We start from the raw sequence: 16,815 nt of genomic DNA, 5'->3' as shown, positions 1-16,815 counted from the left end.
GGTCTCAGGTGTTCCTTCCGCCGCGACGCTGGAGGACCTGACGACGGGCCTCCGCTCGCTCCTGGTGCTTCACGGCCTGCGTGCCCGGCTCCGAATCGGAGGACAGCCTCCGCGCCAGCGCATGGACCGTGGGATGCTCGAAGAAGTGGGTGATGGGGACGTCCCGCCCGAGCGACTCGCGGATTCGCGCGCACGCCCGCACCGCCGCCAGCGAGCTGCCGCCCAGGTCATCGAAGAAGTGCGAGTGGACGCCCACCGCCGGGAAGCCGAGCGTCTCCGCCCAGGCTCGCGACAACGCCTCTTCCAAGGGCGTTCGGGGTGCCCCTTCCGCGGGTGCCATGCGCATCGGCGGCGGCAGCGCGCGCACGTCCACCTTGCCGCTGGACAGCAACGGCAGGGCTTCCAGCGCGACGAAGTCCGCGGGCACCAGGTACTCGGGCAGGCGGGCTCGCAGGCTCGCCTTCAGCTCTCCGGGAGGAGGCAGCCCCTCTTCCGGCGGCACCACGTAGGCCACGAGCCGGGCCTCCCCTCCAGAGGGAGGACGCCACACACGCACGTGCGCCTGCCGCATCCGCGCGAGCTCGCGCAGCACCGCTTCCACCTCCCCCGGCTCGATGCGGAAGCCGCGCAGCTTCACCTGCGCATCCACGCGCCCCAGCAGCTCCAACCGGCCATCGGGACGCCACCGGGCCACGTCTCCCGTGCGGTACAGGCGCCCACCCGGCGCTCCTCCATGAGGGTCCGGAACGAAGCGCTCGGCCGTGAGGTCCGGACGGCCCAGGTAGCCTCGCGCCACCATCGGACCGCCGACGCACAGCTCTCCCGCCACGCCCCGAGGGACGGGGTTCAGCGCCTCGTCGAGCACGTAGGCATCCACCGCGGGCAACGGTCGGCCGATGTCCGGAGTGCCCTCTCCCGGCTGGCAGATGGCCCACGTCGAGCACACGGTCGCCTCCGTGGGGCCATAGGCGTTCACGAAGGTCCGCCCGGGCGCGAAGCGCGACACCAGGTCCTCCGGGCAGGACTCTCCCGCGGAGACCAGCCTCCGCAGGTCCGGGAGCGGAGCCTCCGGCAACAGCGCGCACGCGGACGGAGGCAGCGTCACCAGCGTGATGCGCTCCTCCTTCAGCACGCGGTGCAGCGCCTCTCCCGCCAGCAACTCGCCCGAGGGAGGCAGGTGCAGCGCCGCGCCCGTCAGGAGCGCTTGTAGGTACTCCGCGATCGAGGCATCGAAGGCCGGGGATGCGAACTGGAGCACCCGGTCTCCCGCCCCCAACCCGAAGCCCCGCCCCATCGACTCCGCCAGGTGCAGGGCTCCGCGATGGGTCACCACGACGCCCTTCGGGCGCCCCGTGCTTCCCGAGGTGTAGATGACATACGCGGAGCACTCCGGAGACGGGAACGAGGGCGCGTCGGTGCGGACGTCCTCCGCTCGCGGCTCGTGCCCGCCCAGCTCCTCCCAGAGGAGGCGCAACACATCCGACGAGAGGTCCAGGCGCCTCGAGAGGCGCTCCTGCACGAGCAGGCCACGCGCCCCCGCGTCCCGCAGCATCCATGCGATCCGCTCGGGAGGATGCGAGGGCTCACAAGGCACCACCGTCCCGCCCGCCTTCAGCACGGCGAGGAACGCGATGACCGTCCCAGGGTGTCCTCGCTCCAGCAGGACTCCGACGCGGACCTCGGGGCCCACGCCTCGCTGCCGCAACCTCGCGCCCAGTCTCTCCGCCCAGGCATCGACCTCGCCGTACGTCCAGCGGGACGTCCCGGAGACCAACGCCACCGCGTCCGGTGACCTCGCCACGGCGGCCTCGAAGGCACCGTGCAGACTTCGGGCGGAGGGCTCCTCGGAGGCCGTCGCGCGCCGGCCCGCTGCGAGCAGCACGCGCTGCTCCTCACCCTCGAGCAGGGGCAGGTCCAACACGGGCACCTCGGGCTCGCGCGCCGCGGCGTCCAGCAGCGTTCGGAAGTGGCGCACCATGCGCTCGGCGAGCGCCGCGTCGAACAGGTCCGTGCAGTACTCCAGGCTCGCGGCGAAGCCTCCCTCCGACTCGGCCATCGTCAACGTCAGGTCGAAGGCGGAGGCCTGATTGCGCAGCGGCACGGACTCCAGCTCCAGCGCGCCCAGCCGGACTCGAGTCCCCGCGCCGCCCAGGGCGAAGGGCGCGAGCGCCTCGCGTCCCGGGCGCCCGGCATGCAGCACGAACATCGTCTGGAAGACAGGAGCACGGGCCGCATCCCGTCGGGGCTGGAGCCGCTCGACCATCCGGGCGAAGGGCAACTCCTGGTGCTCCAGCGCCTCCAAGACGAGGCCGCGCACCTCCTTCAACAGCGAGGTGAAGGACTGCCCTCTCGGCACCCGCGCACGAAGCGCCACGGGATTGACGAAGTAACTCAGTTGTCTCGACAGGTCCGCATGCGCTCGGCCCGTTGTCGGCGTCCCCACCACCAGGTCTTCCTGTCCGGTGTAGCGCCGCAAGAAGGCCACGTAGCCCGCCAGCAACACCATGAACGGAGTCGCGCCGTGCGTGCCCGCCAGCGACAACAGCCGGGAGGCCGTATCCGCCTCCACCTGGAAGGACACCGCCGCGCCTCGGAAGGACTGGAGCCGGGGTCTCGGCTTCGACGTCGGCAGCTCCAGCACCGGCAGCTCACCGCCCAAGCGCTCACGCCACCAGGACTGGAGCGCCTCGCCTCTCGCCCCAGTGAGCCGCGCCTCCCGCTCTCGGAGGATGGGGCCCGCCATCGGCGGCGGCGGGGGCAGCTCCGCGGGGACACCCCGAACGCCCGCCGTGTAGAGGACGCCCAGCTCCTCGGCCAACACCTCCAGCGACCAGAAGTCGGTGATGAGGTGGTGGAACACGAGCAACAACACCGGCCCGGTCTCGACGCCCGTGAAGACACGCACCCGCATCAAGGGGCCATGCTCCAGGTCGAAGGGGCGCTGGGACTCCGCATCCAGCCGCTCCCGCAAGGCCGCGTCGCTCCAGCCGCTCGCGGACTCCCGCTCCATCACCGGCGCGGCGGCGGACCGCCACACGGGCTCGCCTCGCTCCTCGGGAAACGCACAGGCCAGGGCCGGATGGCGCGCGGCGAGTTCGGCGAACACCCGCGCGAGGACCTCCAGGTCCACGTCAGGCGCCAGCCGCATCGCCCGCGCGATGTGGTACGCGGTGCCGCCCGGCGCCAGCCGTTGGAGGAACCACAGCGCCCGCTGTCCATCCGAGACGTGGGGTGAAACATCTCCGAGCGCAGGAGTCGAAGACGACACGGGCTGCACCGCCGCGCCTCGCTCCTGCTCCACCTTCGCCGCCACCTCGCGCAGGCTCGGGCCTTGGAGGAGGAACGTGGGCGGCAGTGACACACCCCACCGCCGCTGGATGGCGTGCATCACGTCCAGCCCCCGCAGCGAGTCCAACCCGTACCGGGTGAGCGGCGCATCCGCGTCGAGCGCCTCCGCGGAGCTCCCCAACCGCCACGCGACATCCCCCGCGAGCCACCCGAGCACCTCGTCGGACTCCGGTGACACGGACTCGGCGTCGCGTGAGTCCACGTCGGACTCGCGCCACGCCTTCACCACCTCCAGCGCGCCGTCGAGATAGGTCCGCCGCGTCACCCGCCGCTGGACCTTTCCGCTCGAGGTCTTCGGCAAGCTCCCCGCGGTGATGAGCACCACCGCATGCGCGGCGACGCCGTGCTCCTCCGTCAGCGCGGCCTGGATGCGCGCGAGCGCGTCATCGACGGCGCCCCCCTCCACCGCCTTCGCGGCCACCTCCTGGACCACGACGAGCCGCTCCTCGCCATGCACCTGCACCGGGAACGCGACGCCACAGCCGGGCCGCAAGGCCGGGTGGCTCCGCTCCACCGTCAGCTCCAGGTCCTGCGGGTAGAGGTTGCGCCCGCGAAGGATGAGCACGTCCTTCAGTCGGCCGGTGATGAAGACCTCGCCGTCCTCGACGATGGCCAGGTCGCCCGTGCGCAGGAAGGGGCCCTCGGCCGAGCCCGCGAGTCGGCCGTTGAAGTCGCGCTCGGTCTCCTCGGGCCGCTGCCAGTACCCCTCCGCGACGCTGGGGCCACGCACCCACAGCTCGCCCACGCGCCCCGCGGGCACCACCTCGCGCGTGCCCGGGTCCACCACGCGGACCTCCTGCACGCCCAGCACCTCGCCACAGCTCACCAGCGCGGCGCCTTCTTCACCGGGAGACGGCGGTCGCGCCTCGCCTCGCTCCAGCCCCTCGCGCGAGTAGTCGCGCACCACGAGCACGTCCTCGCGGTCCTCCGCGCGCTGGCGGCCCGTGACGATGAGCGTCCCCTCCGCGAGCCCGTAGCAGGGATAGAGCGCCTGACGCCGGAACCCCCCGGGCGCGAAGGCCTGGGCGAAGCGCTCCATCGTCTCCGCGCGCACCGGCTCCGCGCCGCAGTACGCGACCTCCCACCGGCTCAGGTCCAACGCGGCGCGCTCCTCCGGCGTGCTCTTGCGCACGCAGAGGTCGAACGCGAAGTTGGGTCCGCCACTCACCGTGCCGCCATGGCGGGAGATGACCTCCAGCCAGCGCATGGGACGCTGGAGGAAGTACAGGGGCGGCATCAGCGACGACGGCATGTCGCGGAACAGCGGGTGGATGATGCCGGCGATCAACCCCATGTCGTGGTACGGCGGCAGCCAGGAGACGAACCGCGGATCCGGCTTCGCGTTGAAGCCCCGGGAGATGAGCTCCGAGTTGTGCAGCAGCTGCCGGTGCCCCAGCACCACGCCGCGAGGCGTCCCCGTGGAGCCGGAGGTGTACTGGAGGAACGCCACCGTGTCGGGGCGCAGGTCGAGCTCGCGCCACGACGCGGCCTCCTCCACGGGCACGCCGTCCGTCGCGAGCCAGCGCAGCGCGCGCAGGTCCTCGCGCCCCTCCGTGAGTGGCCCCACCAGCGAGGCGATGCCTTCCGTGGTGAGCGCCACTCGCGCGCCACAGTCCGCCACCAGCGCCAGGAGCCTGGGCAGCGTACGCCCCAGGCGCGTCACGTCCGGGGGATACGCGGGCACCGCCACCACGCCCGCGTAGAGGCACGCGAGGAAGCCCACGACGTACTCGCGACCCGGCGGGTACATGAGCAGCGCGCGGTCTCCCGGGGCCAGCTCGCGTTGAAGGCGCGCCGCCACCGCGCGCACCTCGGTGTCCAGCTGGGCATAGGTGACGGTGTGCTCCCCCGTCTCATCCACGAAGGTGTAGATGTCGTCCGTGGGTTGAGTCACCGCGCGGTAGCGGCACACCTCCACGAGCGTGGTGGACTCCGGACGGACGAACGCGGATGCGGGGGAAACGCGAGTCGGCAGGTGCATGTCGAGTCCCGGGGGGGATTTGCGCGAGGACCCCCGCCGGATGAGCACGGCACACACGCATCCCGTCGACTTGGGGCGCTGTCCGCACCGCACCAGCTGGAGCCCCCTGAAACACTGCTCTTTTAACGTATTCGCGACATACGCGAAAGCAGGCCCTCTATGAATGACCCATGACATCGGGAGGAACCGGCTACATATCCAGGACACCGGCGCGGCCGTCCTGGCGCATGGAAACAAGGCAGGAGGAGCAACGAGATGAAGTACACCCAACTGGGCAAGACGGGCTTGCGCGTGTCGCGACTGGGCCTGGGCTGCATGAGCTACGGCACCCCCTCCTGGCGCCCCTGGGTCCTGAGCGAGGAAGCGTCCCAGCCGTTCTTCCGGCGCGCGGTGGAGCTGGGCATCAACTTCTTCGACACGGCGGACATGTATTCGCTGGGGGTCAGCGAAGAGGTGACCGGACGCGCGCTGCGTCGCTACGCGAAGATGGAAGAGGTGGTGCTGGCCACCAAGGTGTTCTTCCCGATGGCGGACGGCCCCAACATGCGCGGGCTGTCACGCAAGCACATCGTGCAGGCGTGTGAGGCGAGCCTGAAGCGGCTGGGGGTGGAGGCCATCGACCTGTACCAGATCCACCGGATGGATCCGCAGACGCCCATCGAGGAGACGCTGTGCGCGCTGGACCAGCTCGTGCGGCAGGGGAAGGTGCGCTACCTGGGAGCGTCGTCGACCTTCGCGTGGCAGTTCGCCCGAGCGCTGGGCCTGGCGGACCTGAATGGCTGGACGCGCTTCGTGTCCATGCAGGACCACTACAACCTGGTCTACCGCGAGGAGGAGCGCGAGATGCACCCGCTGTGCGAAGCGGAGGGCATTGGCATCCTCCCCTGGTCTCCGCTGGCGCGCGGGCTGCTCGCGGGCTCACGCACGTCGTTGGAGGACAAGAGCTCCACGCCGCGCGCGAAGTCGGATGCCTACTCGAGCATGCTCTATGACCAGCCGGGAGATTGGGAGGTGGTGGAGGCGACGCGCCGCGTAGCCGCCGCGCGCAACGTGCCTCCCGCCCAGGTCGCGCTGGCGTGGCTGCTGTCTCGCCCGTGGGTGACGGCGCCCATCATCGGCGCCACCAAGATGGAGCACCTGGAGGACGCGGTGCGAGCCGTGGACCTCAAGCTCCAGCCCGAGGAGATTCAACAGCTCGAGGCGCCCTACCAGCCCCACGCGCTCCGCGGGATGTGAGTCGAACGGGCTCGGCGAGTCCGGGCCCTCACAGGTCGATGAAGGACGGGGCACTCGGCTCCGTCCTCATCGACAGCTCCGGCCCCAGGAAGGCCGCGCGAGGCCCGGCGCCACCATAGGCCTGGGCCTCCAGACGGTTGCCCAGGGGAGACAGCGGATCTCTCGGCACACACTCCGCCTCGGAGGCCCACAGCCGCAGCTCCGGACGGGCTTGCATGAGCCGGTCCGCGCGCATGGGAGCGAAGTCGACGGCGTCCTCGAACGCGTAGCGGGTCACCACGCGCTTCACGGTGTGGGCGACGCAAGAACCGCTCGACGCCCCCATCAGCATCGTGGTCGTGGTGTAGCGGATCAACGGGGGACGCGTCGGGCTCGGAGGAGAGTTCTGGCTCAGGAACTGGAGCACGGCCCGCCCCGTCGCGTCTCCACAGCGCACCACCGTGTCCATCTCGACGCGGCGAATGTGCTTGAGCGGCGCGGGAGCCTCCGCCATCGCCCGAGGCGCGCCCTGCCCCTTTCTCGTGGCGAAGGAGGCCTGGGGCACCAGGCGCCTGCGGCACTCCAGCTCCGTGCCCGCATCATCCGCCATGAACACCACTTGCATGTCACTGACGAAGCGAGCCCCGGACAGCTCCGCCTGGTCCAGGAACCGCAGCACCAGCGCACTGCCATCCTCTGCTTCCCCGAACGGCATGCTGATGGTCCACGGTGTGTAGCCCGCCTTCATCGCCAGGTCCGCGGGGGCAACGGAGACCACCCGCCCGGACCGCGGGCTGGGGGTGTGCGTGCAAGCGGAGACCGACAGGAACATCAGGGCCACGGACAGATGACGCATGGTACCCCCCGGTAGGTTCGGCGTAGCTCCAGGGCAGCACCAGGAAGTGCCACCCATGGAGTCAGCCCCTGGTGGAACCAGAACTCCACCAGGGCCCGACACAGAGGTTACTCACGGGCGCTGAAATCGTTACATGTCCGCGCGGATTCCGCCCGTGCCACCAACGTCCGCCGCAGCGCGTCCGCCGCCGAACGGAGGTCCGCTTCGAAGTGGATGCGCAGCTCCGCCTGGACCCGAGGGTCGCCCGGACGCAACACCTCCGAAGGAGCGAAGGTGGCCAGGGCGACGGCCTCCGAGGACAGCTGGACGAGCCGCCCCCGACACACGTCGAGCCTGAACCCAGGCCCCCAGAGCAGCTGTCCCGCGACGCTTCCGAGCGCCAGCAACAGCAGCGGGCGGACCTCCAGGACTTCCGAGACGAGCCGCTCCCGGCGCGACCGGGCGTCCCCCCAGTCCAAGGGCACGGCGAAGACACCGGGCCGGGCCTCCCGCGAGACGCGCAGGTCCGTGCGCCGCAGCCCCGCACGCGCGAGCACGACCTCCAGGAACTTCCCCGCGGGACCCACGAAGCACACGCCACCGTCCTCGTCCCACGTCCCAGGCACGTCCCCCAGCAGCATCACCGGCGTCCGGGTGACCCCGCACGACAGGGTGCGCCGCTCCAGCCGCGCCGCGGGAGACGGTGAGGGCTCCGTGCCGCCGGGAGGGTCCTCCCGCCGGAGCCCCGCCCCGAAGGTGAGCCGCACGCCGTCCCAGTGCGCGCTGGTGTCCGGAGTGAACAGGCTCCAGCTCAGCGCGGGGAACCGGCCCACGAGGAAGGGCGCCGCCAGTCGGACGACGCGGTGCTCCGGCCGATACCAGGCCACGTAGCGCTCCGCGCCGTCGGACACGCCCCGCCGGAAGCGGATGCGGATCACCAGGTTGCTCACGTCCCGCCGCACCGCGCGCTCCATGCGCCGCAGCCGCTGGACGTCCAGGTCCCCTTCCCGCTCCAAGAGGCGCCGCTCTCCTCGCGTCATCCGCCAGAGCACGCGGTACAGCAGCGCCCAGCGCTCCGGTGCCCGGTGGCACACCACCTTCTCCGCCAGCCCCAGGAAGTCCCACGGCAACACCGGAAGCGCCCGAGCTGACGCACCCTCCAGGCCGCCCGGGTCCACGGGTCCCTCCCAGGGTCCGGGGGCATCCTCGAAGGTGACCCGCTCCGGGGGCACGCCCCGCGCAAGCAGCCCCCGCGCCACGTCCCGAAACGCCCCCAACTCCGATGCCACGCTCACCCGCACCTGGACCTCCTGGTCGCTCAGCCCCGCGCGGCGCGGACCTCCCGGGCCTCACCGCGCGCGCGCAGGCTGTCTACCTTCCAGGTCTGACATCACCATCCCACCCGTGACGTCGCGGAGTGTCTTCCGAGCTAGTCCTCCTTCGCGAGCGCGTCCACCTGCTCCTGGAGTCCCCCCAGCTCCTCGAAGAAGGACTCCATCGGCTGGGCACGGGCCACCCGGAGCGCCGGGGGCAGGAGCGTGCGGGAGAAGTCCAGGGACGTGCTGAAGGGCTCGTTGCCCAGCAGGTCATCCGCCCGGGACAGCGCGCCGAAGGCCAGCGTCACCACGATGAGCACGCGCACCAACCGCGCCGGCTCCCACCGCGCCACGTAGCGCAGGTGCCAGTACAGGCCGACCCCCATGAGCACCAGGAACGTCACGTGGTGCAGCCAGACCAGCCCGGAGTCCCAGCCCAGGCTGAAGCCCAGCGCCGACAACACCGGCGGAAGCGCGACGGCCGCCAGCAACACCAGGCTGCCGATGGTGGCATGCGTGCGGTAGTGGAACTGACGCCGGGAGATGCGGCTGGCCACCGCCCAGCCTCCCGCCCACAGCAGCGTGAGCGTGAGCGGCATCACCAGGGCCATCGTCAGCGCGCCCCAGTCCGTGCGGCCGTAGTTGCCCAGGTGGGACTCCAGCGCGCTCGCCGCCAGCAAGGCCAGCATCGCCAGCGGGAAGGCCCGCGCGTGCTCGAACCAGCGCTCGCGCGGCGCCGTGGGCGCGGACGTCACCACCGTCTCCGGCACCACGTGGTTGCGCCCCCGGAAGCGCAGCACGGTGTCCCCCACCGCCACGCGCGTGTCCGGCGCCACCTCCAGTTCCGCCAGCCGCGCCCAGGAGTCCACGCGCCAGGTGCCGTTGTGGCTGCCCGCGTCGCGCACCACCAGCACGCCGTCCTCGCGCCGCTCGATGCGCAGGTGCTCCGCGGACACCTTCGGGTCGTCCAGGATGACGTCGTTCGAGTACGCGCGCCCCACCGTCGCGGGGAAGCGCTCCAGCCGGTGACGCGCGTGGACGGCGTCGCCCTCCACCACCTCGACGAAAATCACTTCGTCCACGACAACCCCTCCAGGTAGCGGCGAGCCAGCTTGCGCGCGTTGTCCGCCGTGAAGCCGCCCAGCGTGAGGCTGGTGTCGACTCCGCTCGTGCTGGCGTTGAGCGCGGCGGCGCGCAGCACCAGGTCATAGAGGCCCGGGAAGCGCTTGTAGGCGCGCAGGCACATCGCGGCGCGCACGGGCAGCCCCTCCACGTCCACGAACTCCGTGGTGCAGCGGAAGTTGGTGACGTCCTCGCGCGAAGCCTCCACCGTGTCCGGGTCCTGGGAGAACAGCGCGCTGTAGAGCGCGGAGAAGCGCAGCGCGCCCAGCTTCTGGCTGGAGGCCTGCTGGTGAAGGAAGGCCACCACGCCCGTGCGGTGGCGCGAGGACAGGTAGATGTCCTCCTCCGACGAGCACTGGTAGTTGGTCACCGTGTACGGCACCTCCGGCTCATGCGGCGTGTCGCCCCAGCACTTGAGGAAGGGAATCCAGCGCCCCGGCACGTGGTAGCTGCCCAGCCGGTGCTTGGGCAGCGCCGCCGCGAGCATCTGCTCGGTGAGCCGCTGCTGGTTCTCGAGGAGCTGCGCGCGCACCGACTCCACGAGCGGCGGCGCCTCTTCCGCCTTCGCCGCGAGCGCCCGCGCGAGCAACGCACTGGCGCGCTTGACGGGCACCAGGAAGCCCAGCTGGTTGCCCATGGTGGCGACGTTGACGCCCACCACGGTGCCCTGGCCGGTGAGCGTGGGCCCGCCGCTCATCCCCGGGTTGATGGCGCCGCTGAAGTGGACGCGCTCATAGAGCGAGTCCTGGATGAAGCCGTTGTAGGTCCCCTCGACGATGGTGGTGCCCAGGTCGTGCGGGTTCCCCATGGCGAACAGGCGCGTGCCCTGCGGCGGCTCACGGTCTTCCAAGGGGAAGAAGTCCTTCACGCCCGCGTCCATCCGGATGACGGCGAGGTCATGCACGACGTCCACGTCCACCAGCTTCGCGGGCACGGGCTCGCCGCCGCTGCGCAGGACGAGCTCCGCGGTGTAGTCCTCCGGGTGGAGCACCACGTCCGAAATCACGTGGTAGTTCGTGATGGCGTGGCCCTGCGCGGAGACGAAGAAGGCCGAGCCGATGGACGACCGCGTGCCCGAGCGCCGCTCGATGATGCGCACCTGCGCGACGCGGTTCTGGATGCGCTGGAACAGCTCATGCGTGGCCGGAGGCAGCACGGCCGGAACCGGCGCCACGGGCTGTTCGCTTTCAGCGGGTGATGGGACATCCGGCTCGGACGGGGCGGCCGACGGCGCCTGCCCCAGCACGGCGACGAGAAGGAGGACGAACATGGATGCGGCGCACGCTATCCCAGCGCCCGGCGGGTGGGGATCATCCTCCAGCCCCGGCAAGTTCCCCCCGGGCGCTCGCTACCCCCACGGCCCCGGGGGCAACGCGACTCACCCGACTCAGCCCTCGGGAGCCCCCCGCTTGCGCCGCCACGCCGCATACGACGCCAGCAGCGCTCCCGCCAGCGCACCGGCCAGCGCGCCCAGCACCCGGCGCGGCACCACCCCCGGCGCCGTCGTGGGCTCCAACCGGAAGGTCTCCAGCGAGGCACGCACGCCCGGCGCCAGCGACTCCCACCGCACCGCCGGCGCGCTCACCACCACCACCGCGTGACGCCCCTCCGAGGCAAGCCCCGCCACCAGCACCGTGCGCACCTGCCCCGCTTCCCGCAGCGTGCCCAGCACCTCCACGCGCGGCGCCGCGCCTCCCACCCGGTCCACCCGCTCCGGCGCGAGCGCCACCCCCAGCTCCCGCTGGAAGTGCTGCATCACCGCCGAGGCGAAGTCGTCGCGCTCCGCCGGACTGGCGGAGAAGCCTCGCTCCACCACGGACACCAGCATCATCGCCGCGTCCGGCCCCTCGCCATCCGACAGCGCCGCCGACAACGTCCGCCCCGCCTCCGCGTCCAGCGACACGGCCCCCGCCACCGAACCGGCGTAGGGCTCCCACCGCACCATGTGGAAGCCCTCCGGCGGGCGCAGCACATAGCCATCCCGCCGCAGCTCGGAGCCGAGCGCGCCCGCCAACATCAACCAGCCCCCGGCCGCCCACGCGAGATTCACCCCTCGAGCATAGAGCCACCCCCACGCCTCGCGCAGGCGCGCGTGTCCTCGAGCAACTCGGCACAAACGAGACAAACGAGCACAGAGGTCCTGGCGCGGGTCGCACCCAGGCGCCTTCGTTGTGACATCCCGGAGCGGCGCGGGTAACGTGCCGCCGAGATGACTCCTGCAGCCCGGGTGGAGATGGAGGCGCGCGCCGACCGAGCCCTGCGTCGAGGTGAGCTCGCCGAGGCCCTCCACCTCTACGAGACGCTGGCGCACGCCTTTCCCCAGGACACCGTGCTCGGGGACAAGCTCGCCCAGCTGCGTGAGTCGCTCCAACCCCTGGAGCTGCAAACCCTGGAGGCCTCGCGCCCACCCGAGGAGCCCGAGCTGCCGCTCGGTCCGTCCTCACCCGCCCAGGAGGGCGAGCGGCTGTTCGCCCTGGGAGACTACGTAGGGGCCGCCGCCGCCTACCGCCGCGCCCTCCAGGAGCGCCCGGACAACGAGCTCTTCAAGGAAAGGCTGATCGAGCTCTTCCGGATGGCCCGCGAGATGCCCCTACAATCCCCGACAGACAAGGCACTGCCCAAGGCACCGCAGCCTCGCCTGCAGGCCTTGCTGGACAGGGTCGCTTCTCGTCGCCGCCTCAAGCGGGACTGATGGAAGCTCGCGTTTCCACTCGGAAATCCACCGGACCCGGCGATTCGCGCGTTGCACCCCGGCGCTAGGGCCTCCTATCATCAGGTCCGACGTCGCTGTCATGGTGGGCCACCCTCCCTCTGACACCCGCGTCCGACCCCTATGCCCCGTTCCCTGAGACTCGGAGTCCTCACCGGTGGCGGCGACTGCCCCGGGCTCAACGCGCTCATTCGCGGCCTCGTCAAGCGAGGCACGCACGAGTTCGGCCATGAGTTCGTGGGCATCGAGAACGGCTACATGGGTCTGGTGGAGCCCGACCTCACGCGTCCTCTCACCGAGGAGGACACGCGCGGCATCCTGCCCAAGGGCGGCACCATCCTGGGCACGTCCAACCGGGCCAACCCCTTCATCTACGCGTTCCGAGAGGGCACCCGCTGGGTGGAGCGCGACGTGTCCGACGCGGTGCTGCGGCGCTGCGAGGAGCTGAAGCTCGACGGCCTCGTCGCCGTGGGAGGCGACGGCACCCTCTCGATCGCCCACCGGCTCAGCGAGAAGGGCCTCAAGGTGGTCGGCTGTCCGAAGACCATCGACAACGACTTGTGCGGCACGGACCAGACGTTCGGCTTCGACACCGCGCGCCTCATCGTGACGGAGGCGCTGGACCGCCTGCACTCCACCGCCGAGTCCCATGACCGGGTGATGCTGGTGGAGATCATGGGCCGGCACGCGGGCTTCCTCACGCTGGAGAGCGGTCTGGCGGGTGGCGCCGACGTCATCCTCCTCCCGGAGATTCCCTACCGGGTGGAGTCCATCGTCGAGAAGCTGCGCGCTCGCGCCACGCGCCGCCGCAGCTTCTCCATCATCGCCATCTCCGAGGGCGCCTTCCCCGTGGGCGGCACGCTGGCCGTGCTGGACCGGGCCGAGGATGTCCCCGGGCGCGGCGTGGTGCGGCTGGGCGGCTCCGGCAAGGTGTGCGCGGACCTGCTGGCGCAGCACATCGAGGCGGAGATTCGAGTGAATGTCCTGGGCCACCTCCAGCGCGGCGGCAGCCCCAGCGCGGCGGACCGGGTGCTGGCCACGCGCTATGGTTGCGGGGTGCTGGACCTGGTGCGCGACGGGAAGTGGGACCACATGGTGGCCCTGCGCGCGGGGGAGATTGTCGCCGTACCACTGAGTGAGTCGCGCAAGGAGCGCCGGGTGGACCCGTCGGGGGACCTGGTGCGCTTCGCCAAGAGCATGGGCATCAGCTTCGGGGACTGAGGAGGGGGACGCACTTTCCGCGCATCATGACGCTCGTCGGCCGCCATATCGGTCGTTACCGCATCCTCGAGCAACTGGGCTCGGGGGGCATGAGCGTCGTGTACAAAGGGCTCGACACCGCCCTGGACCGCGAGGTCGCGGTGAAGGTGCTGCACCCGCACCTGGCCGGCAAGGATGAGTCGCGGCGCAGGCTCGCGCGCGAGGCCCGCGCGGTGGCCAAGCTGCACCACCCCAACATCCTGGAGGTGTTCGACTTCTCCGCCGCGGACGCGCAGGACGCGTTCATCGTCACCGAGTACATCCGCGGCCGGACGCTCAAGACCGTCCTGGACGAGGGCCCGTTGGATCCGCCGGAGCTCGCGGCGATGATCATCCACGAGCTGGCGGCGGCGCTCGCGCACGCCCACGAGGCTGGCGTCATCCACCGCGACCTCAAGCCGGAGAACGTCATGGTGCGCGAGGACGGGGTCCTCAAGCTCATGGACTTCGGCATCGCCCGGCTGCTCGACATCGAGGAGCGGATGACGGTGACGGGCACGCTCGTGGGCTCGCCGGCCCACATGTCCCCGGAGATCATCGAGGGCCTGGAGGCCGGCCCCGCCGCGGACGTCTTCAGCGTGGGCATCATGTTCTACGCGGCCATGACGGGGCGCCTGCCCTTCTCCGCGCCGAACACCACGGCCACGCTCAAGCGCATCCTCGACGGGGACTACGAGGACCCTCGCCGTCGCCTCCCCGCCCTGTCGGACGAGCTGGCGGACATCTGCGCGCGCTGTCTCCAGAGAGACCCCACGCAGCGCTACCCCGACGCGGGCAAGCTGCGCGACGCGCTGGCGGACTACCTCGCGGGCCTGGGCTTCGCGCGGGTGGGAGAAGAGCTGGTCTCGTTCTTCGCCGACCCCACCTCGTACCGGAAGGTGGCCCGGCAGCGCATCGTCGCGGCGCTCCTGGAGCGCGGTGAGCGGATGCTCGCGGAGAAGCGGACGCCGCGCGCGCTCGGATGCCTGAATCAGGTGCTCGCGCTGGATGCGCAGAACACGCGGGCCCTGGGCCTGCTCAAGAGCATCCAGCGCGCCCAGCGCCTCAAGACCTGGCGACGGCGCGGCATCCGCCTGGTCGTGGGACTGGTCACCGCCACCGCCGTGAGCATCGGCGGCTACAAGGCCTACCAGGCACGCCTCGCCTCCACCGCGCCCGAGGTGTCGCTCCCCCACGAAAAGCCCACCTCCCTCGGAGGAGACACCGCCCCCGGCGTGAAGCCCCCGGCCGTCCCCGCTGGCGCGAACGGCGAACCACGTGGCACCCCGGCGAATCCGACCCCTCACGGCACGAGCCAGACGCCGGAGGCCGAGGCGCCCCCCAAGACCAGCGGCGGTGCGCCTCGCGAGAGCACGTCGGGTGCGCCTCGCACGGGGTCCGTGGTGCCCGCGCGAGGCTCCTCGAGCGACCTCTCCTCGGGACTGGGGACTCGGGGCCTGCGCTCCACCGGGAGCAGCGTCGCCGAGCGCGCCGTGGAGGACAGCCGCACGCCGCCGAGCGGACCGGGCGAGGAGCGCGTCGCCGGGAAGAAGCCCGCGTCGAAGAAGAACTTCGTCTCCATCCTCGTGCGTCCCTTCGGCACCATCCGCGTGGATGACGGGCCGCCCAGCGCCCAGGCGCTCCAGAAGCACGACGTGGACATCCCGCCGGGCCCGCACACCATCACCATCTCCTGCCAGTACTGCGAGGACGTGGTGGAGACCATCGACGTCCGCGCGGACGTGGAGAACGTCTTCCACCTGGGCGCCCAGCCCAAGCCGTCGCCCCTGTCGTTCCAGTACGAGCCCGCCGAGGCCACCGTGCGCGTGGGCGAGCAGGTGCGCACCGCGCGGGACACCGTGGCGCACCCGTTCGAGATCCGCTCGCCGCGAGGCCCCGCGGGCTTCCAGCACACGGTGACGGTCGAAATCTCCCACCCTGGCTTCAAGACGGAGCGCTACGCGGTGCAGCTGCGCCCCGGGGAGCCCAGAGTCCTGAGCGGGAGCTTGCGCCCCGAATGAACCGAGGTCTCGCGCTCATCACCCTGTGGCTCGTGCTGTGGCACCCCACCGTCTCGCTCGCGCAGGACGCCGCGGGAGACCCCGAAGTGGCCGCCCTGCGCGCGAGCTTCGACTACGGCAAGTACGCGGAGGTCCTGGACCGCGCCGGTGCCCGCATCGACCGGGGCGGGCTGAGCGAGGACGAGCTGGTGGAGCTGCACAAGCTGGCGGGGCTCGCGGCCTTCAACCTGGGCCGCACCGAGGAGGCCTCGCGCCACCTGCGCGCCCTGCTCCGGTTGGACCCGGACTTCTCCCTGGACCCGTTCGTCGTCCCGCCCCCGGCCGTGGCGTTCATGGAGGGCATCAAGAGCGAGATGGGCAACGAGCTGGAGTTCCTCCGCCAGGAGCGCCGGCTGCGCCAGGAGCGAGAGAAGGCCGAGGCCGAGCGTCGCGAGCGGGAGCGCGTGGAAGCGGAGGTCCTCCGCCGCCGCGCCGAGGAGCTGGCCGGTCAGGTCACCGTCCGCACGGTGGAGAAGCGCAACTTCCTGGTCAACTTCGTGCCCTTCGGAGCCGGCCAGTTCCAGCAAGGCCGCAACAGCCTGGGCATCGTGTTCGCCGCCACCGAGGGCGCGCTCGCGGTGACGAGCATCATCTCCTACTTCGCCTACGAGTCGCTCTTCGAGGAGCGCACCATCGAGCTGGACAACGTGCTCGACGAGGATGGCAAGGCGTCCATCACCGTGCGCTTCATCCCCACCAACCGCGAGCGCCAGCGAGACACCTGGCAGCTGCTCAAGCTGGCGTCGGCCGCGGGCTTCTACACCATCTACGCGCTGGGCGTGGTGGACGCGCTGTACCACCACGAGGACGAAGTGGTCCGCACCAGCGTCGAGACGCGCGAGGCCCCCGAGGGTGACTCCCCCCGCGCGGGCCTCTCACTCACCGCGCCCCGGCGCACTCGCATTGCCCGCCCCGCCGCCACCGTGGGGCTGTACCCCACCGATGGCGGACTGGGTGCCGCCTTCAGCCTTTCCTTCTGAGCCCTTCTT

The 16,815-nt window shown here is 71.3% G+C and carries 11 protein-coding genes; 5 read left to right on the top strand and 6 right to left on the bottom strand.

What is annotated here, in order from left to right; all coding sequences use genetic code 11:
• Positions 1-4 precede the first annotated feature (4 nt).
• The gene (locus tag MYSTI_RS19380) at positions 5-5,329 is read right to left on the bottom strand and encodes a non-ribosomal peptide synthetase (protein WP_015349482.1); all 5,325 of its coding nucleotides are present in this window, start codon (positions 5,327-5,329) and stop codon (positions 5-7) included.
• Between the two features lie 255 nt (positions 5,330-5,584).
• Between MYSTI_RS19380 and MYSTI_RS19375 the strand changes: the two genes are divergently transcribed.
• Positions 5,585-6,565, top strand: coding sequence for an aldo/keto reductase (locus MYSTI_RS19375; RefSeq protein WP_015349481.1), 981 nt, complete (start codon positions 5,585-5,587; stop codon positions 6,563-6,565).
• Positions 6,566-6,593: 28 nt separating this feature from the next.
• On the opposite strand, the gene MYSTI_RS19370 is transcribed toward MYSTI_RS19375, so the two are convergent.
• The 5 genes from MYSTI_RS19370 to MYSTI_RS19350 all read right to left on the bottom strand — a co-directional run bounded on the left by MYSTI_RS19370 (position 6,594) and on the right by MYSTI_RS19350 (position 11,834).
• Entirely contained in the window at positions 6,594-7,400 is an 807-nt protein-coding gene (locus MYSTI_RS19370) for a hypothetical protein (protein ID WP_015349480.1), read from the bottom strand.
• 107 nt (positions 7,401-7,507) lie between these two features.
• Entirely contained in the window at positions 7,508-8,674 is a 1,167-nt protein-coding gene (locus tag MYSTI_RS19365; RefSeq protein ID WP_267881060.1) for a DUF4130 domain-containing protein, read from the bottom strand.
• Positions 8,675-8,808: 134 nt separating this feature from the next.
• Entirely contained in the window at positions 8,809-9,777 is a 969-nt protein-coding gene (locus MYSTI_RS19360) for an FHA domain-containing protein (RefSeq protein WP_015349478.1), read from the bottom strand.
• Positions 9,765-11,087, bottom strand: coding sequence for a S1C family serine protease (locus tag MYSTI_RS19355; RefSeq protein WP_015349477.1), 1,323 nt, complete (start codon positions 11,085-11,087; stop codon positions 9,765-9,767). The genes MYSTI_RS19360 and MYSTI_RS19355 overlap by 13 nt, the downstream gene beginning before the upstream one ends.
• A gap of 117 nt (positions 11,088-11,204) precedes the next feature.
• Entirely contained in the window at positions 11,205-11,834 is a 630-nt protein-coding gene (locus tag MYSTI_RS19350; protein ID WP_015349476.1) for a hypothetical protein, read from the bottom strand.
• A gap of 192 nt (positions 11,835-12,026) precedes the next feature.
• On the opposite strand from MYSTI_RS19350, the gene MYSTI_RS19345 reads away from it, so the two are divergent.
• The 4 genes from MYSTI_RS19345 to MYSTI_RS19330 all read left to right on the top strand — a co-directional run bounded on the left by MYSTI_RS19345 (position 12,027) and on the right by MYSTI_RS19330 (position 16,806).
• Positions 12,027-12,509, top strand: a complete 483-nt coding sequence (locus MYSTI_RS19345) for a hypothetical protein (protein ID WP_015349475.1) — start codon at positions 12,027-12,029, stop codon at positions 12,507-12,509.
• 141 nt (positions 12,510-12,650) lie between these two features.
• A complete protein-coding gene (locus tag MYSTI_RS19340; RefSeq protein WP_015349474.1) occupies positions 12,651-13,748 on the top strand; it encodes a 6-phosphofructokinase in 1,098 nt (365 codons plus the stop codon).
• Positions 13,749-13,774: 26 nt separating this feature from the next.
• Positions 13,775-15,787 (top strand): serine/threonine-protein kinase, encoded by a 2,013-nt coding sequence (locus MYSTI_RS19335; protein WP_015349473.1) that lies wholly within the window; start codon positions 13,775-13,777, stop codon positions 15,785-15,787.
• Positions 15,784-16,806 (top strand): tetratricopeptide repeat protein, encoded by a 1,023-nt coding sequence (locus MYSTI_RS19330; protein WP_015349472.1) that lies wholly within the window; start codon positions 15,784-15,786, stop codon positions 16,804-16,806. The genes MYSTI_RS19335 and MYSTI_RS19330 overlap by 4 nt, the downstream gene beginning before the upstream one ends.
• Positions 16,807-16,815 lie beyond the last annotated feature (9 nt).

It is taken from the genome of Myxococcus stipitatus DSM 14675 (assembly GCF_000331735.1).
Taxonomy (GTDB): Bacteria; Myxococcota; Myxococcia; order Myxococcales; family Myxococcaceae; genus Myxococcus; species Myxococcus stipitatus.
The sequence above is the reverse complement of the archived record's forward strand: the minus strand, read 5'-3'. Positions and strand labels throughout refer to the sequence as shown.